The sequence below is a fragment of the Streptomyces sp. NPDC043896 genome (assembly GCF_056435605.1).
The window spans coordinates 73,165-89,541 of sequence record NZ_JBWKEE010000010.1 but is presented as its reverse complement, the minus strand read 5'-3'; the positions used below and the strand labels follow the sequence as shown (position 1 = coordinate 89,541).

18 protein-coding genes are annotated in these 16,377 nt (G+C 69.1%); 5 read left to right on the top strand and 13 right to left on the bottom strand.

Going from position 1 to position 16,377, the window contains the following annotated elements:
- Nucleotides 1-37: 37 nt before the first annotated feature.
- On the bottom strand, nt 38-1,156 hold the full coding sequence (locus AC069X_RS16925; RefSeq protein ID WP_478729350.1) for a DUF3644 domain-containing protein: 1,119 nt from the start codon (nt 1,154-1,156) through the stop codon (nt 38-40).
- Between the two features lie 302 nt (nt 1,157-1,458).
- Here AC069X_RS16925 and AC069X_RS16920 point away from each other — a divergent pair, with 302 nt between their 5' ends.
- The 3 genes from AC069X_RS16920 (at nt 1,459) to AC069X_RS16910 (ending at nt 3,085) form a co-directional block, all read left to right on the top strand.
- Nucleotides 1,459-1,821, top strand: a complete 363-nt coding sequence (locus AC069X_RS16920) for an SPDY domain-containing protein (RefSeq protein ID WP_478729349.1) — start codon at nt 1,459-1,461, stop codon at nt 1,819-1,821.
- Between the two features lie 170 nt (nt 1,822-1,991).
- Entirely contained in the window at nt 1,992-2,288 is a 297-nt protein-coding gene (locus AC069X_RS16915) for a hypothetical protein (protein ID WP_478729491.1), read from the top strand.
- Nucleotides 2,204-3,085 carry an SPDY domain-containing protein gene (locus AC069X_RS16910; protein WP_478729490.1) on the top strand — a complete coding sequence of 294 codons (882 nt, stop codon included), beginning with the start codon at nt 2,204-2,206 and terminating at the stop codon, nt 3,083-3,085. Before AC069X_RS16915 ends, AC069X_RS16910 begins: the two co-directional genes overlap by 85 nt.
- A gap of 100 nt (nt 3,086-3,185) precedes the next feature.
- On the opposite strand, the gene AC069X_RS16905 is transcribed toward AC069X_RS16910, so the two are convergent.
- The 10 genes from AC069X_RS16905 to AC069X_RS16860 all read right to left on the bottom strand — a co-directional run bounded on the left by AC069X_RS16905 (nt 3,186) and on the right by AC069X_RS16860 (nt 11,305).
- Nucleotides 3,186-3,545 carry a hypothetical protein gene (locus AC069X_RS16905; protein ID WP_478729348.1) on the bottom strand — a complete coding sequence of 120 codons (360 nt, stop codon included), beginning with the start codon at nt 3,543-3,545 and terminating at the stop codon, nt 3,186-3,188.
- Between the two features lie 37 nt (nt 3,546-3,582).
- Nucleotides 3,583-4,116: a hypothetical protein gene (locus AC069X_RS16900; RefSeq protein WP_478729347.1), complete on the bottom strand. Its 534-nt coding sequence runs from the start codon at nt 4,114-4,116 to the stop codon at nt 3,583-3,585.
- Nucleotides 4,117-4,353: 237 nt separating this feature from the next.
- A complete protein-coding gene (locus AC069X_RS16895) occupies nt 4,354-4,785 on the bottom strand; it encodes a hypothetical protein (protein WP_478729346.1) in 432 nt (143 codons plus the stop codon).
- A gap of 103 nt (nt 4,786-4,888) precedes the next feature.
- A complete protein-coding gene (locus AC069X_RS16890; protein ID WP_478729345.1) occupies nt 4,889-6,601 on the bottom strand; it encodes a relaxase/mobilization nuclease domain-containing protein in 1,713 nt (570 codons plus the stop codon).
- 14 nt (nt 6,602-6,615) lie between these two features.
- Nucleotides 6,616-7,149, bottom strand: a complete 534-nt coding sequence (locus tag AC069X_RS16885; RefSeq protein WP_478729344.1) for a plasmid mobilization protein — start codon at nt 7,147-7,149, stop codon at nt 6,616-6,618.
- Nucleotides 7,150-7,387: 238 nt separating this feature from the next.
- Nucleotides 7,388-7,579: a hypothetical protein gene (locus tag AC069X_RS16880; protein WP_478729343.1), complete on the bottom strand. Its 192-nt coding sequence runs from the start codon at nt 7,577-7,579 to the stop codon at nt 7,388-7,390.
- A complete protein-coding gene (locus AC069X_RS16875; RefSeq protein WP_478729342.1) occupies nt 7,576-8,568 on the bottom strand; it encodes a DUF2637 domain-containing protein in 993 nt (330 codons plus the stop codon). The genes AC069X_RS16880 and AC069X_RS16875 overlap by 4 nt, the downstream gene beginning before the upstream one ends.
- Before the next feature lie 82 nt (nt 8,569-8,650).
- Nucleotides 8,651-9,298 carry a WhiB family transcriptional regulator gene (locus AC069X_RS16870; protein WP_478729341.1) on the bottom strand — a complete coding sequence of 216 codons (648 nt, stop codon included), beginning with the start codon at nt 9,296-9,298 and terminating at the stop codon, nt 8,651-8,653.
- A 115-nt stretch (nt 9,299-9,413) separates the two neighbouring features.
- A complete protein-coding gene (locus tag AC069X_RS16865) occupies nt 9,414-10,118 on the bottom strand; it encodes an ATP-binding protein (protein WP_478729489.1) in 705 nt (234 codons plus the stop codon).
- Nucleotides 10,119-10,165: 47 nt separating this feature from the next.
- On the bottom strand, nt 10,166-11,305 hold the full coding sequence (locus AC069X_RS16860) for a hypothetical protein (protein WP_478729340.1): 1,140 nt from the start codon (nt 11,303-11,305) through the stop codon (nt 10,166-10,168).
- 1,032 nt (nt 11,306-12,337) lie between these two features.
- Between AC069X_RS16860 and AC069X_RS16855 the strand changes: the two genes are divergently transcribed.
- A complete protein-coding gene (locus tag AC069X_RS16855; protein ID WP_478729339.1) occupies nt 12,338-13,687 on the top strand; it encodes a helix-turn-helix transcriptional regulator in 1,350 nt (449 codons plus the stop codon).
- A 228-nt stretch (nt 13,688-13,915) separates the two neighbouring features.
- Entirely contained in the window at nt 13,916-14,341 is a 426-nt protein-coding gene (locus AC069X_RS16850; RefSeq protein WP_478729338.1) for an acyl-CoA thioesterase, read from the top strand.
- A 96-nt stretch (nt 14,342-14,437) separates the two neighbouring features.
- On the opposite strand, the gene AC069X_RS16845 is transcribed toward AC069X_RS16850, so the two are convergent.
- Both AC069X_RS16845 and AC069X_RS16840 read right to left on the bottom strand, forming a co-directional pair.
- Nucleotides 14,438-15,226 (bottom strand): 3-deoxy-manno-octulosonate cytidylyltransferase, encoded by a 789-nt coding sequence (locus AC069X_RS16845; protein ID WP_478729337.1) that lies wholly within the window; start codon nt 15,224-15,226, stop codon nt 14,438-14,440.
- Between the two features lie 4 nt (nt 15,227-15,230).
- The gene (locus AC069X_RS16840) at nt 15,231-16,352 is read right to left on the bottom strand and encodes an adenosylhomocysteinase (protein ID WP_478729336.1); all 1,122 of its coding nucleotides are present in this window, start codon (nt 16,350-16,352) and stop codon (nt 15,231-15,233) included.
- Nucleotides 16,353-16,377 lie beyond the last annotated feature (25 nt).

Genomic DNA, 16,377 nt, shown 5'->3' with positions numbered 1-16,377 from the left:
CGCCCGGCCGGTCGTTGCGAGTCGGGCGCTCAATAGCTCAGGCGCTCTTGCTATGCGGGTGGAGTTCGCCCTCCTCGGTGGGCGAGCCCGCCTGCTTCGGCAGCGGGACGACCTTCTTCAAGCACGGCTCCTTGCCGAAAAAGGCCCGATATTTCTCGGGCGTACCGACCTCTCTGACGATCTTCTCGACCCAGGCTGGCGTATATAGGTAGCAGTCGAAGGCCGTGCTGTAGATGCAATAGCGGGCGTCGGTGTCGTACGGCTTCGCGGAGCCCTTCGCGGGACGAACCCCGAGCCGCTGCCACATTTCGAGGTGCTCCCTGTACACACTGAACTCGAAGGGCAGCTGCTCCTCTACGGCCGCGCACACCTCCTTCGGGCGCAGCTTCGCCTTGTCCGCGACCTCTACTTGACGATCTCTGACGATGACGGTGCCCTTACGCCCGGCCTCGACCATGACCTTGCGCTCCTCCTCGGTCAGCTCGTCGAGCTTTACGAAGTCGATCGCCAGGTCGGCGTCGGTCTTTGAACCGACGATGGGCACGAGCCGTACCCGGTAGTCGTACTTCAGATCGTCCAGTACATCCGGGTCTATGGCTGCCTCGAACTTGGCAACCAGATCGCGGGTCTGCTTCGGGAGCTTCTTGGCGGCTGCCTTGAGCTGCTCGCGCCCGTCGGCTGTGAGCGACTGGAGGGAGATCGGGAAGCGAAGCCTGTCGGCGAGGCTGTACTTGGACCCGAAGTGGTCCACCATCTCCTGCTCGTAGTTCATCACGAGCGCCTGAGCTTTGCCGCCCGTGGCGATCTTCAGGTTGTGCTCGTACCGGTGCTCCACCTTGTTGCGGAGCGCGACGAAAAGCTCGGCGTTCAGGCGGACGGGGTCGCCGCTGTTTGGGTAGCGCTCTCTCAGGCACCGTTCCAGGTCCCATGCCTTCGGCTCGCCGTCGATCACGACGTGTTGACCGGTCTTTGGGTCCCTGTAGTGGTAGTCGATCTTGGCCTTGTGGAATTCCGCGTGAATCAGGTAGTGCCACGCCTTGTGCATGTGCGTCAGGAAGTCGGAGTAGTCGCCCGTCGAGCAGTTCCACTCGTCGACTGCCTTCAGGGCATGGCGCTGCGACTCCGTGAGGATGTGGTGCCAGCGAGCGTGTGCCATAGCGTGCGTCCTTCTCGTTTCTGTGAAGGATCACATTCACGGCAGCCCCGGGACAAGCAGAATTTCTCACGGGTCACCACCGGCATCGGGGCGATCGCGAGGCATAGCCGCCGCAGGTGTGAGACGGCCGTGGACCACGTGGTCAGTGCGAGCCGCTCGACTTGCTTCTCTGTCCAAGGACACGGTTCGCCGGTGGCAGACAGGAAAGATCCCGCGATGACTGGTGCAATGTTGCAGCGCATGTCAACCTAGACGACCTTCCCCAAGACTTGTGGTTTCCGCAGGTCAGATAGGTGGTGCTAATGACGGTGGAGCTTGCGAGTGCTGGGTTTCGCACCACGATCGAGAAGTTGCGACTGCATACCTGGCTTCTGGGGCCCGGCCAGCCGACCGAGGTCATCGACTGTTTCCCCGAGGCGAACGGCGACTTCACCCTCATCGTCGACGACCGGGCCGACACCCACATCTCTTCGGCCGACGGCCGGCTCTACCTCGGCTGGTTTCCCGAAGGCCGGCCCGGAGCTGAGGATGAGGGCTGGGTTCTGGCCGTCACCGGCACTGCGAAGGTTCCCGGCTACCGCGTGGTCTTCGATCCGCAGACCCCGGCACGGCTCGTGGCCGCTACCGTTTCCGAGGTGCTCGCCACCGCTCGCCGGCAGCGCTGACCCTCCGCCGCCTTGCGGCCGGGGCCTCTGCCTCCCGTCCTCCAGCGGCTCGCCCGTCTTCCCGTAGTCCGTTCCCGCGGACTGCGCGGCGCATTCCGTATCCGAATCCGACACAGCGCTTTCCACCCGTGAGGAGAACCGTGGCCCCCCAGCCCGAGCCCGGCGCCGAGATGACCGTCGCCGACCTGATCAAGCACCTGTCCGCGGTAGACCCCTCAGCCCGGGTCCGGCTCGCGATCAACCCCTTCTTTCCTATGGCCCACAAGATGGGTGCCGTGACCGTGGACACGGACCCGGACGGGCGACCGATCGTCTATCTCGCCGAGGACGCGGAGGCAGTGCAGTACGGGTATCTCCCCAGGCCGGTCGCCGAGGCCCTTACCTGGATGCCGCCGATCGAGCCGCCTGCACGGGGCCGACGGCTGCGCGCCGTTTCCGACGACGATACGAGCCGCGACACCCCCTGACGACAAGGAGCGCACTTCTGCCCCCGTCCCCTGACTTCCCTTCCTTTCTTGCGTACTGGGTCACCCCGCGCCATCTCGCTGGCGACGACGGCCTCCTTGCCGACCAGGTCGGCTCCCACCTCGCTGCTGCGGGCTGGACCAGCCTCACCCTCGTCCGAGGCCGACGTGAGCCCGACGAGTCCGACGACGCCCGGCAGGTTCTTCGCAGCACCGTCCTGTACGTCGCTCCGGACGCACTGAGCTGGGCGCAGTGGGTGCTGGCCGACGAGCCGATCCTCTTGGGCGATCAGCCGGTGGCATGGACGGTCTCGGCCCGCGCCACCCCCGCCAGCCTTCCCCAGTGGAATGCGTACTTCTCCGCCGGCACCCCGCCCGAGGCCGTCACCGACTTCCTGCTCGCCCTGGAGGACCGCCCGGATCCCGCCCACGGCTACGCCGGGCCGCAGGTCGTTCTCGACGCGCTGGCGGACAGCGGCTGGGTCCGCGACATCGACACCCCCAGCGCCATGTCCGACCCACGGCTGGCCGCCAGCATGGTCTTGACGACCTTGCCGGACGAGGGCATCCAGGACGGCGACCCGCTCGTCCTCGATCCCGAGACAGAAGCGGCGGGATGGCAGGCATGGTGCGAACCGAGGATGGGCGCCGGGCTCCTGTGGGCCGCCATGTTCTCCGCCAGCACGCCACATGATCTCGTTGCCGCCTTCGCCGCCTCTCTGTCCTCACCCGCACCGGTGCTGCGCCACACCCTGCCGGAGAGCAGCGAGGGCCAGCTCACCGTGCAACCGACTGTCTGATACGCCGACGGCCGGACCCCAATGGGTCCGGCCGTCGGCCTTTTGCGTTGTAGTACGGTCACGCAGTCGGCCAGGCGGCGACGGCGGCCTTGACTGTTGGTCAGCGGCCGTGGCCCGGGACACCTCCGCGCGGCTCATCACCGGGCTTGTGCCAGTGCACAGCCGGGAGAACCCCGGCTGCGGCCAGCCTTTCCGTGAGATAGGCAGCACGGGTACGGACGCCGGAGCGGCGCACCGCTTGGGCGTTGGCGGCGCCGAGCAGGGACTGCAGCTCGGCGAACGCCGCCGTGGCTCGCTCGCCTTCCGGAAGCGCGATTTCACCGCTGCGCCCGGTGGACCTGGCGCCAATGATCTGGCCCAGGTCTCCTCCTAGGGCAGCGAGCGCCACCATCAGCCGCACCTGCGGATCAGCGGTGGCCGCGAGACGGGCGAGGGCCTCGGCGGACACGAACTCGGTCACGGAACCTCCAAATAGAAGAATGAAGGGGACGGGGGGCTCAGCGGGCTGTTGCCTTGGCCAGGGCGGTCTGCGCGTGGACCGTGACTTCAGCCGGGCTACCGGAGACGACGAGGAGCACGGCACCGGCGCGAATCACGGTCTGCTGGACGATGATGCGCCGCCCGCCGGCGGCGACGGTGAGGACCTGCCCCCACTGCTCGTCACCGAGATGGGCCACCGGCACCGTCTGGGTGCGGACCTCTGCCACGGTGGTGGCGGTGACCAGCTGGTACGACGGGCAGGCGCCCATCGCGGTCATGATCCGCCCGGCCTCCGAGGAAAGGTCCTTGGGCGGTGCGGAGTACAGCTCCTCGGTCAGCTGGGTGCCGCCGGTGCCGGTGAAGACTCGCTTCCCCTGGTTCGGGAACATCGCGTACGGGTTGTCCGCGGCGCTGCCCAGCTGTTCCAGCTGCGGGCAGCCCTCGACGGACGCCTCGGGCGAAGTCGTGGTTGTGGCGGGGCGCGCGGCGTAGCCGGGGCCGAGATCGTCGGCGGTGAGCAGCCGGTCCGCCAGCCGCTCCGACGGCAGCACTTCGTGGTCGGCGGCGGTGGGTACGTGCGTCTCCGCCTGCGCCGCGGCGGGCGCGCTGTCGGAGGGCGAGGCGGAACAGCCGGTCAGGGCTCAGAGGGCGAGGCAGGTGTTGGTGAGGATGGCGGAATGGCGCAGGCGCATACGGGTTCCCTGGGTCGGATGCGAGTGGGCTGACCGTGGCCGCCTCCTCGGAGCGGCAGGGCAGGAATGCAGGGGGTCCAGGGGCGCGGTGCCGGATCATTGGTCGAGGGTGCGCAGGCCTTCCTCGAGCGTGCCGAACTTGCCCTTGCTCGGTCCGCTGTTGCGGTTGTACCAGGCCACGTCCAGGCGGGGCTCCAGGGTCTCGTGGCCAGCGCGGCAGCGCAGCCAGATCCGGCCTTGGGTGCACAGGATCACCCAGTCCCGATACGACGCGCACTGCGTGCAGGCTCGGACCTCACCGTCGACGACCAGGGGGCGCCGCCATGGCATGAACCGGCCGGCCAGCTCGTCGTCGGTGTCCATCCGGAAGTCCGGCGGCAGGAAGTCGTCCACTACGGGAGCGGCCGGAGCGGGTTCGGGCGCCGGCTGGGCGGCTTCGGGCCACTGCGGCTCCGGGTACGCCAGCCACGGGACACCCGCCGGCCCCATCTCCCCACGCTTCTGCTTCGACTTCCTGCGACCGAACACTTGGGCTCCCCTCCCAGAGTTGGCTCCCCGCACCCGGCGGCGGGTCATGAAGCGTGCCCCACCGCCCCCAGCTGCGGCAACTCACGAATTCCTGAAAGCCCGGTCACCTCCTGCGGCGCTGCGGGCCCTTCGCGGCCGGGTTCCCGGCCTTCCGCCCTGCGGAGTCCGACCGGACGGAGCCGCCGTCGGGCATCGGCGTCGCCTGGGCGTCGGCCGGCAGGTCCGCGGCGCGGCGCAGCCGCCACACCAGCACGTCGGACAGCGACTCGGCGCTCGCTAGCTCCCGGCGGGCCGCCGCATCAGCCAGCAGAGCGGTGGCGTCGTACCCGGCCGCCTCGGCGTCGGCCAGGGTCGCCGCCAGCGCCGCCCACCCGGCCTCCGCCAGGACCTGCTCCGCCAACGCCGACGGCAGAGCTTCCCGGACCCGGAGGACCTGTCGGCGGAGCACCGGAAGAGCCAGCGACCGGCCCCGTACGGCCAGCACACCCATCGGCTGCGCGGCGACGGTCCGGTAGGCCGTGCGCAGGTGCTCGGCGGCCAGCTGGGCGGCGGCGGCCTGCTGTGCGTGTGCCTTCTTCCCGTGCCAGTGCGCGGCCACGGTCACCATGAAGAACACGGCGTCGATCACCATGGCAGTCGTCGCCCCGTCCTCCCCCCGCCCGAGTGCCGGACCGCTGTAGACGAGGTCGCGGGCAGCCTGGCGAAGGGCCCGGTCGTGACCGCGTTCGGCCCGCACGTGGGAGCGGGAGGCCCGCTCGAAGACGAAGGCAGCTTCTCGCAGTTCGCGCCGGGTGTGGGCGGCGGACGTCTTCGCGAGCGCGTCCAGGACCTCACCAGCAGCCGCGATGTACGCCGCGGCCACCCCGTCGTCCGCCCCGTCCATGACCAGCACCGCCTGCCACAGAGCCTTGCTCGCCCGGCGCCGCGCCGATGCCGGCCCCGACCTCACCGTCTGCTCAGCGACCCGGCCACCAGTCCGGCGGCCGGACCAGCGCTCCCGGATCCGCGGCAGGGACAGGTCCGGGCCCAACTTTGAGCCGGGGTAGAAGACCGGTTCTCCTTGGGCGTTGACGTCTCCGGGCAGCGAGACCGTGTACCCCAGGAGGTCACCGGACGGTGCGACGCGCGTGCGCACCAGAACGCCGGCGGCGCCCAGGCGGTCGAAGAACTCCTTCTCGCTCTCGGCTCCGGCCACGGCCCGCCGGACGGTCTCGCGTAGTTCCTCTCGGGCGGTGCGCTCGCGGCCCTGGCGGGCGGCCTTGTGGCGTTCGGCGCTGGTGGGCCGCTTGGAGGCGGTGCCGTCACCTGGGTTGAGGCGGCGCAGTCCCAGTTCCTCTTCCAGGCGGCGGGCCTCGGCCTGGACGCGGACGGCGTCGAAGTCGAGTTCCGGCCGGTTGCCGTCCTCGCGCACCAAGGTGGCCAGGATGTGGATGTGGTCGTCCGCGTGCCGTACGGCGACCCAGCGGCAGCCGGAGCCTTGGTCGGGGTCGTCGATGCCGGCTGCGGCGACCATGCGGCGGGCGACGTCGCCCCATTCCTCGTCGGACAGGGTCCGGTCGGTGGGGCCGTTGCGCACTGACAGGTGCCATACGTGCTTCGTCGGCCGCTCGTCTTCGGCGAGCAGGGCCAGGGGCTGGTCGAGGAGTTGCTGGAGCTGCTTGTAGGTGACCTCCGCATCGCGGCCGGGGTCGGGGGCGCCATGGTCCCAGGAAGCCACCAGGTGAGGGTCGACGTGCTCCTCGGCTCTGCCCGGTCCGTACAAGTAGTACAGGAGGCCGATGGTGCGCTGCCCGCGCTTGTGGATCTTCGGGACCATGGTGGTGTGGAGTCCTAGGTGTGTTCGAGGAGCTGGTCGGTGGCGTCCTGGACGCGGGCGGATGCCTGGTGGACCGCGTCGAGCACGGCGTCGAGCTGGGCGTCGGGCGGCTGGGTACCGGAGTTGATCGCGCGGGTCAGCTGGTTCAGGTTGTTGCCGATCTGCCCGAGGTGCCGGCGCGCGGCGAACAGCTCGGCGACCATCTCGCGGCGCCCTGCGATGGCCGCGGCGCTAGTCTGCGGATCGCGGCAGGCGCTGAGGGCGGCGCGGGCGAAGAAGCCGGCGAGGGTGACGCCGGCTGTCTTGGCGGCGGTCGCGACGAGCGCGACCTCGTCGTCGCTCATACGGACACTGCACACGTTGGGGCGCTGACGGCGCTTGTACGTACGGCGTCGCGTACGGGCGACTGCGGGTGCTGACGCGGCTTCGTGCGTGGGCTGTTGATCCCCTGCTGGCTGCGATCCGCCCTCGGTCGCAGCCTCCTCGTCAGGCGTCCCCCGGCGCCGGACGAGGCCCTGCCCCCCAGGGGCAGGGAACCCTTTGGACACTCCGCCGATGGTGGAGTGTCCAAAGGGATAACTTGCTCCTCCTGGGAGCGACTTGTCGTCGGGGGAACCGTCGTCACGGCTGGGGGGTTCGGCCGCCCTGAAGGGCTGGTCCCGCTCTGCTTCGGGCGGTGTCTCGACGGAGGTCACGTGCGATTCGGCTCCTTCCGGGAGGCCAGGTGCAGGAACGGGGCGGCGGCCCGGGCGCTGGGCCGGGCCGCCGTACCGGCAGGGGCGCAGCTCACCCACACAGGGGGCAGCGCGTGTAATGGCGGGTGAGGGCCTTGGCCATGTTCTCCTTCACCGCCAGGGCGTGCCGCGTGCTCAACTTCGAGGCGGTGCTGCCCGCGTGACGGGCGGCGTGGTTGCGCAGGAACGTGATGTCGCGCTCGTATCCGGCCTTCAGGTCGGTGAATCGGTCGCACGTTTTCATCGGCGGGTGGCTCCTTCGGAGGATGTGGTGGAGGCGGTGGCAGCCCGAAGCGCGGTAAGGACGGGACCGATGTGCTCGTTGCCGAGGGGGATTCCGCGGGCGCGCATGATGCCCCGCAGCTGCGTCCTGGTGATCTGCTCGTTCCCCTCGGCCGCGAGGACTGCGGGGACGTCCGGGAGGACCAGCTCGACGACCTCGGCCTCGGACAGGCGACGCGGTCCGGTCCGGCGGTCCGACCGTCCGGCATGCACCTTCGCCCGGACGGTCCGGGGGCGAACCAGGTCGGTCCGAGTCTGACGCGGTCCGGGTTTCGGTCCGGGGCGGGGCGGTGCGGTGGGGGTGTCGGTCCGGTCCGGGTTGGGTCCGGTCCGGGTTTCCGTGCGGTCCGGTTGTCCGGCGGTCCGGCTTGGGTCCGGGTCCGGTCCGGGTTTCGGTCCGGGGCGGGGCGGTGCGGTGGGGGTGTCGGTCCGGTCCGGGTTGGGTCCGGCCCGGGTCTCCGTGCGGTCCGGTTGTCCGGCGGTCCCGCTCGGTCCCGGTCCGGTCCGGGTTTCGGCCCGGCTGCTTCGGACGGGCCTGGCGACGCGCTGCTGGATCTGCCTCATCAGGACTCCGAAGGCCAGCATCGCGCCGGTCGGTGGGACCGCTGCGACCAGGTAGTCCAGGAGCGGAACCGGGCCGGCGGTGGTCCCGTTCACGCCTGCCACGTTCAGGGCGATCGATCCGAGCGACCCGACAGCCGTCAGTCCGACCGCCCACCAGTCCGTCACCCTGCGAAGTCCGGCCCGCAGCATGAGCAGTTCGCCGGCGACGATGAACATGTCCAGCGTGGCGGGCCAGGCCCACTGCCGGATGGGCGAGCGGGCCAGGCCGTGTCGCCCTGCGACTTCGGCAAGGTGGGCGTAAGAGAGCCAGAATCCGGCGCCCGTCAGGACGATGATCACTGTCCCGGCAGCGATCAAGGCGTATCGGTCGGCGGTCTCCTCGGTCAAGGGCTCCCTTTCTCCGGGCTCGCTGGGGGATGTGGTGTGCGTCCGCCACTGGTGGGGCGGGCGGGAGGTAGCGTCGGGCAGTTCAGGCCGCCTTCTTCAGTGCGTTGATCAGTTCGTGCGTCTGGACCTGGCGGGGCACCTGGCAGAACGTTTCCTCTGGGGCGGTCTCGCTGCTGGCCTCCTCGCCCTGGTCCGAGGTGTCGGCCTCTTCGCTGTCCGCGGCCGGGACCTTCCAGTACCGGTCGCGGTCGGCCACCGCGTGGCGGGCCTCGCGCAGGAGGTCGCGGGCGTGGTCGAGGTCGACCCCGAGGGCGTAGGCCAGCCGCGATGCGCTCCATCCGCGTACGTGGGCGGCGCGAGAGACGGCGTCGCGTTCAGCGGCGGAGAGGTGGACATCCCGGCCCATGAGGGCGGCGCGGACCCGCTGGTAGTCGAGCCGCTTGGCGACCTTGGCACGCCAGGGCTTGCGTTCTGCCTCGGTCAGCCCGCCCCACAGGCCCCACCGGATGTCGTTGTCCAGGGCGTGGGTGAAGCAGGCCTGGCGTACGGGGCAGGCGCCGCAGAGGGTTTTGGCTTCGGCGATGGCGGTGTGGGCCCGCGGCGCGGGGAAGAACAGCCGGTCGGCTTCGGCAGGGTCGAGGTCGCGGCAGCTCTTCTGGTCGTGCCACGAGATGTCGGCGATGCCGCGCAGGTCAGGGACGGGCTGGGTGTTGGTGGTGATCTTGCGCATGGGATTGGGTCTCCAGGGCATGCCAGGCAGCACGGCGAGACGGTGCGGCACGCGGCGGCGGGTGCCGGCGGACCGGCTCGCGGGCCGGGCGGTGGAAGGTGGTGGGCGCGGCGGGTCAGGCGGCGCGGAAGCGGCGGTCGGGTCCGTCGAGGTGGACCGGGGTACACATGCCGGAAAGGCGGGAGATCACTCGGTCGCCGACCTTGTCCCGCAGCACCGGCTGCCCCTTCGCCATCCCAGGGGTACGCACCGGCGGCAGGTTCGAGGTGACGATCGTCGGCATCTGGTTCTGCGCACGCCAGTTCAGCAGGCGGAAGGTGATCTCCTCGGTCCACTCGGATGCCTTCGCGGCCCCGAGGTCGTCCAGGAGCAGCAGCGGGATCCGCACGATCCGGCGCAGCAGGTACTCCGGATCGGCTCCGCCCCGGGCCCGCATCTCGCCGTAGAGGTCGGCGGCGGTGGTGGCGTGCCAGCGCACCCCGCACCCGGCGGCGGTCAGGGCGCGTATAGCGCCGTACGCCTGGTGCGTCTTTCCGGCGCCGGTCGAGCCCCACAGCAGCAGGCTGCGGCCGTGGGTGATCTCCCGCTGCCCGGGCGTCCCCCAGTGCGGGATCAGCGGGCTCGCCGCGTGGCCCACAGCGCTGTTGGCGATGGTGCGGACCCATTCGGCTACGGCGGGGTGCTCGACCTGGGCCTCGCGGTAGTCGCGCGGGATGCGCAGCTGCGCGGCCTCCAGGGCGGGGATCGCTTCCGGGGTGTCCGCGATGGTGGCGGTGGGGTCGATGCCGCGCTCGGCGAGCTTGCGCTGCATCCAGGCCATTGCGGCGTTGTCGGCGGTCGTCTGCGGGTCGGCGAGGCGGGTGCGGTTCACAGGGCGACTCCGAAGGTGCCGGTGGGCTCGGTGGGGTTGAGGTACGGCGTGTAGGCGGGGGAGGCGCTGGCCCAGAGCCCCGCGCCGGAGGCGGAGGACGGACTCGAGTTCGACGACGGCGCGGGCCCGGCGTTGAGGAGCTCGTTGACCAGGCTCGGCAGGACGCTGGGGTTCAGCCCCTTGGCGCGCAGCCGTTCCAGCGCCGGCCGCAGGACGTCGGGACCGTAGCCCTCGTCCAGCAGCGTGCGGATCTCCTTGCCCAGGTGCCCGAGGACCTTCTTCGGCGGACGCCCTCCGGGGCAGCCGCGCAGGTACTCGGCCATCAAGACCTTCGCTGACCACTCGGTCGCGTCGGCCGCTTCCAGCACCGTTTCCGGGGAGGAGCCGAGCGCGGGCGCCTCGCGCCCCCTACGGGAAGATCCAGGATCCAAGATCCTAGATCCAGACGGTGAGGGCTCAGTGAATGTGGCGCCCATCACGTCGTGCGGTTGGGTCGCACTGCCCTGGCCTGCGGGTTCCCCCGCAGGGCTCGCGTAGGGCGGGGATACGGAAGGCGCAGGCTCGGTCTCGCCATGTTGGGCGGCAGTGGTGCGCGTCACAGCGAGGGAGGGTATGGGCGAATCGGATGGAACGGTTCGCGGGAGTGCTCCGTGAACGCTCACGGAATCGCTCTCGCCCAGCGGCTCGGCGGGCGCCCGGTGGGTGTCGGGGGCCGGCTGTCGGGGGCTGGCCGCCGCCTGGATCTGGGTGTGGCACTGAGGGCGGTCGCACTCCCCGCACGCCTTCGCTGCCTCGTGGGTCGGGCAGCGGGGCAGCCGGGAGTCCGAAGCGCGGTTGATCTTCTGGTGCCGGTCCCAGGTCACGATGTGCAGCCAGGTCTTGCCGTCGCAGCCCGTGTACCGGCACACCAGGCCGGCCTCGGCCAGCTGCTCCAGGTCTCGGGCGACGTGTGCGGGGGTGTGCTCCGGGCGCAGGGCCCACAGCCGCCCCGCGATGATGGCGGAGTGGTCGCGAAACCGGCCGGAGTCGTCCGCCTGGGTCAGCAGCCCGAAGAACGTGAGCACCGCCGTTACGTCGACGGAGGCCAGGTCCTCGGATTCGAAGGCCTCAGGCTTGATGGTGCGAATGCGTGCCATCAGACTTCACCCCGCTCGGTGCCCGGAGCGGGCGGGCGAGCGGTGTCCGCTGCACTGTCCGCGGAGGCGGCCAGAGGGTCCGGCCTTTCGCGCAGGGGCGTGCCCATGCAAAACTCTCCCTGAGTGATGCCGCAGCCGGTGTGCCCCGTAGGAAGGGCCGGCGCGGTGATGACGGGTCTCTCCGGCCGTTGCCTCGGCTGGAGATAAGGCTCTTCGCGTCCGGCGCCCGGGAGTTGCCTCTCCCGGGCGCCGACTGCTTTTACGGACTAGCCGCTCGGTGTGTCCTGCATGCGTTCCCTTCGCCGGTCACCGGATTGCCTCCCGATGGGGGACGACGAACATACGCAGACACCCGCACAAGATCCAGACCTGGCTCTATAGACCGTGAAAGCTTGTAGGAGCCACGCATTTCGGCGATGCGTGAAGGCGGGCAGATGTGGGCCGTTGAGGGGCAGTGTCGCCCGAGCGCACTCCGGACGCGCCGGAAAAGATCTTCAAAAGAGCCCCCACGTTCATGAACCGGCAGGCTGTCGCTCTGTACCGGCTGGTCAGGTCTGGATTTAAGCCCGCAGGCAAAGCCTTCGTCAACGGCATCTCCAAGCCGAATCCACGCGCGTAGATAGATGTGTGGGGAGTGTGGAGGCTAGGTGCATGGTTCTGGCAACACCCTTTATCTGCAAGGGGATTGAGGGTGCGGGGTCGACTTCATGAGAGTGGTCGACGATGCACTGAATGATCATTCGGACCCTTGCAATGAAAACCGGCAAGGATTTGCCGCTTTCTCGATCATGGAGAACTGCAGGTGAGGGAATGTCCAGATTCGTCATGGAAGGCGTCTGGGTGTGGGCGTGCGTGGTTGCACGTTTAACCAAATGTCCTGTGGTCGAGGCCACAAATTGTGGAAAGCCTTCAAGGTCGTCGTATCGTCTTTGTGGGAGACATTCGGCCGGGGGGCCAGCATTCGTGCTGTCCCCTCTTTTTTCATGCCCCCGTCCGGGTGCCGCCCTGGAGACGAGACAAAGGAAGAGCCTCATGGTTGCTCAGGGGATAGTCCCCTTCGGCGATGACCACGCCGGGAACAAGGGCGCGTACGGCGGAGAAATCGCCGGTCAGTTCATGGGGTTCGGCGGCTGGCTGAAGCGATGGCGCCAGGCGGCGGGGATCACCCAGGCCCCGGTGGCCAAGGCCCTCGGTATGGGGGTCCGGACCTACCGCAACGTGGAGAAGGGGGCCGTGCCGCCCCGGTTCACGAAGCCTCAGTGCGAGGCGCTGGCGGACCTGCTCGGGCTCGACAAGAGCGAGCGCCACGCCCTGCTGCTGTACAACATCGGCACCACGCTCGACGGTGACCCCCAGATCGACGCCAGTCCGGAGCTGCGCCGGGCGCTTCGCCTGCTGATCGATAGGCAGATGCCCTCGCCTACGTACCTCACCGACCGCAACTGGAACATCCTCGCGTACAACGCGGCGATGGCCGAGTGGTGGCCCTGGGTCATGGAGCCCCGCGCCAACCTCATGCGCTGGGCCCTGACGAGCCCCGAGGCCCGCACCCAATATCACGGCTGGGAAATGCACGCCGCGGCCTACGTCCGTCTGCTGAAGTTCGCCCAGGCGACCCACAAGGACAACGCCGAGCTCGTCGACCTGATCGCCGAGGTTCGCCAGAACCCCGACGTCGAACGGATCTGGCGCACCGAGGCCGATCTGGAAGCCGACAGGGATGGCCATGTCTTCCGGATGATCATCCCTGCCCTGGGCTGGGAGACCATCGAAGTCGTCTCCCACGTTCTGTACCCGGCGTCGATGCCGCATTGCCGATTCGTGGTGATCACTTGGGTCGAGGCCGAGTCTTCTGATGACGAGACTGACGCCCTGGGAGGCAAGCGCAACGCCTGGGCCCATGCTGAGCCCGGCTCGCCCACGATCCCGCAGCTCTCTGCCCAGGCCGAAGCCGATGCTGCCCGCCGCCGCGCGGCCCGCGCGCTCACTGCCCGCTTGGTCGTCGACAGCGCCGATGAAGCCGCAGCGCTCGCCGGCCCCGACGGCGTCCCGCTCCCAGCGCTCAGCGCGATGGCCGGGCCGGAGTGCCGACTCACCCTGTCGCCCGAGAACCACTCCGTGGTGTGGGCCATCCAGGAAGTCCCTGGAGAGTGGGGCATCACACAGCTGGGGGCCGGCGCCGTCGTCGACCGCATCCCGTCGCCGATCGACAGCTCTGAGGCCCGAGCGGAGCTGAAACTGGTCCTGCGCGCCTCGCTGCCGAACTCCGATCAGGCGGCGCTCAGCCGACTTGATGAGCAGCTGCCTCAGGTGAACCTCCGGGCGGCCCTCATGCGTGAGATCTTCGACGACCTCCAAGAGGGCGAGCACTCGCCCCACTAGCTGGTGTGGCGGGCCGATTGGCCATGAAAAGCAACTTAATGTCACGACTGGCGCTGTCTCCGTGTGGGAGGCAAGGAGCTGGGGCGTGGCCGTCCGGACGGCGGAGTACGTCCGGACGGCCGATCCGCGCAGACCTAGGCCTTACACGACGGAGCGTGCGCCAGTCCGTCCTCGGATCGGCCGGGCGTCTCGAAGCTACGGCAGATTACTCAGCCCTCAGGAGTCACCGTGTCCCGACACATCTACGACTGTCCCGTTCGCTGGTCGGACCTCGACGCGAACGGACACCTCAACAGTTCCCGCTACGGCGTCCTCCTGGAAGAGACCCGGATGCGCATGTTCAGCATGTTGGTCCCCCAGGATCCTGCCGAGCGCCTGGCCCGCAACTTCCTCCTGCGGGAGCAAACCATCCGCTACCAGCACCCGCTGGAGACGTGGGAGACCCCGGTCCGCATCGAAGCCTGGGTAACCGACGTCAGGCGTGTCTCCCTCACCTTCCACTTCGAGGTCAAGGACGACAAGCACACCTACGCCACCGCCACCTCCGTCGTCGCCGGCTACGACTCCATCCGGGGTGGCATCCGCCGCTTCGAGCAGGACGAACTCGACGTGTTCAACAGCTATGCCGACACGACCCAGGCCAGTGCCAACTGAAGCGAGGCCGAGCGGATCACGATCACCGGGTACGGCTCCGGGGCCGGGCGGTTGCGAGCCCTCGATGGAGGTAGATGCTCTCTGGGCCTGGAGTTCCTAGCACCGCCCCAGCGTTCGGCTACGAAGGACCGCGTGTGCCCTGACGAGGTCTTCCGGAGTGTCGACCGCTATACCGTTGTCTGTGACCGCGAGCATCCGTACGCCATGGCCCTGTTCGACGAAGCGCAGCACCTCCACGCTTTCGGCCCGCTCCAGCGGGCCCTGTGGCAGCTGCCGGAAGACGCTGAGAGCCGTTCCCGTGAAGCCGTAGAGCCCTAGCTGGCGCAGGTACCTGGGACGGTCCCCGCGCGGGTAGGGGATCGGTTGCCGGGAGAACATGAGGGCGTTGCCCTCGGCACTGACGACGACCTTGACGACATTGTGGTCGAGTACGGTGGCAGCGGTGGCCAGCTCCGTGTACGCGTTCACTGCGAGCGTTCCGGGCGGCAGGTGCTCCAGGGCCTCGGAGACTGCGTCGATCGCTGTGGAGGACACGAACGGTTCGTCGCCCTGGACGTTGATGTACGCGTCGGCGGGCAGGCGTTCCGCGCACTCCGCGACGCGGTCGGTACCGGTGAGGTGGCGTGCGGTGCGCATGCAGTCGATACCCAGCTTGTGGCATGCCTCCTCGATGCGTTCGTCATCGGTCGCGACGACTACACCATTGAGGCGTGTCGCCTCCATGCAGCGCTGGTGAACGTGCCACAGCATCGGCTTATCCCCGAGCTGCGCCAGGGGCTTTCCCGGAAACCGTGAGGCCCCCCAGCGGCAAGGGATGACGGCAATGTGGCGCCGGGGTGTGGTACTCGGCGGCGCTGGTGCGGACGTACTGCGGGACGCAGACATGTGATCACCTGTCGAAGTGGTCGAACCAGGCCCTGGCGATGGCCTGACGGTCGGGTGCCGGCATGTCGTGGAGGCCGGGTTGGAAGCGCCCCTGGCTGAGGGCCGCGGTGGCGGCGAGTACCTCGGCCTGGACGAGATGGATGTAGGTGCCGACGGCGGCGCCATGCACGAAGTTGACGGCGCCCCCATCAGCGAGGACGTAGAAGTACTGGCCGGTGATTTCGTAGCGAGTCAGATGTTCGCCGACGGTGGTGCGCTGGTAGTGCTGGTCGAGGCTGCCGAGTTCGAGCTCGTCCTCCGAGGACGTCACCGAGGCGAGGTACGCCCCGTTTCGAAGGGCGGAGAAGTCACCCTGGCGAAGGGCTAGGTTGCCGGTGGCGCACAGGACGAGTTCCGCGTCGCGGAGCGCCTCGATCGTCGACCTGCTCGTACGGAACCCCTGGGAGTGTGCCTGCACCCTCTTGACTGGATCGGAGTCGTGCACGGTGACGCGCAGGTCCTGGGCTCGCAAGGTCTGGGCGATGGCCCGGCCGACTTTGCCGAACCCGATGACGCAGGCGTTTCGGCTGGTCAGAATGTCGCCGCGGGCGCGGACGAGGGCATCAGTCGAGAAGACGATGGATCTGCCCACAAGGTGGTCTTCGCAGTCCTTCAGAGGGGAACGGGCCACCGAGACGACCGGGCAGGGCAGGTGGTCGAGTGCCGCGTACCTCTGGTGCCCGTTCTCGGTGTCCTCGACGACGCCGATGACGCGGCCGGAGAACTTCTCCACCAGGGTTTCGAGGCACGGCGCGAAGTAGCCGCCGATGTCCACCAGGACGACGTTCCGGCCGCCGGCCGTGTCTTCCAGGTACTCCAAGGCCCTGGTCGCGTCGGCGAACAGCTCTCGGCTGAGGTCATGGACGGTGAAGGCTTGGCGGACCCGCTCCAGCGTCGGATGGTCGATGGACCTGGGCTTGGGCAGGACGGCACCGACCGCGGACATGGAGGCCATCGCACGAAGGAACGCCGGTCGCTCGGCGAGCAGGTGCGTGATGATCAGTGTGGTGACGTCGTCGCCGGCCGGGAAACGTGCCGCTATCTGCTGGAAGAAGGCGTCCAGTCGCGCCGTCTCAGGGCTTTCCACTGCAACTCCTCTTGGGTGCCCCGCT

What these genes read in the sequence shown, in the direction of transcription:
- AC069X_RS16925 (WP_478729350.1), bottom strand. Translation starts at nt 1,156, where the DNA reads ATGGCACACGCTCGCTGGCACCACATCCTCACGGAGTCGCAGCGCCAT.
- AC069X_RS16920 (WP_478729349.1), top strand. Translation starts at nt 1,459, where the DNA reads ATGACGGTGGAGCTTGCGAGTGCTGGGTTTCGCACCACGATCGAGAAG.
- AC069X_RS16915 (WP_478729491.1), top strand. Translation starts at nt 1,992, where the DNA reads ATGACCGTCGCCGACCTGATCAAGCACCTGTCCGCGGTAGACCCCTCA.
- AC069X_RS16890 (WP_478729345.1), bottom strand. Translation starts at nt 6,601, where the DNA reads ATGGTCCCGAAGATCCACAAGCGCGGGCAGCGCACCATCGGCCTCCTG.
- AC069X_RS16880 (WP_478729343.1), bottom strand. Translation starts at nt 7,579, where the DNA reads ATGAAAACGTGCGACCGATTCACCGACCTGAAGGCCGGATACGAGCGC.
- AC069X_RS16870 (WP_478729341.1), bottom strand. Translation starts at nt 9,298, where the DNA reads ATGCGCAAGATCACCACCAACACCCAGCCCGTCCCTGACCTGCGCGGC.
- AC069X_RS16865 (WP_478729489.1), bottom strand. Translation starts at nt 10,118, where the DNA reads ATGGCCTGGATGCAGCGCAAGCTCGCCGAGCGCGGCATCGACCCCACC.
- AC069X_RS16860 (WP_478729340.1), bottom strand. Translation starts at nt 11,305, where the DNA reads ATGGCACGCATTCGCACCATCAAGCCTGAGGCCTTCGAATCCGAGGAC.
- AC069X_RS16855 (WP_478729339.1), top strand. Translation starts at nt 12,338, where the DNA reads ATGGTTGCTCAGGGGATAGTCCCCTTCGGCGATGACCACGCCGGGAAC.
- AC069X_RS16845 (WP_478729337.1), bottom strand. Translation starts at nt 15,226, where the DNA reads ATGTCTGCGTCCCGCAGTACGTCCGCACCAGCGCCGCCGAGTACCACA.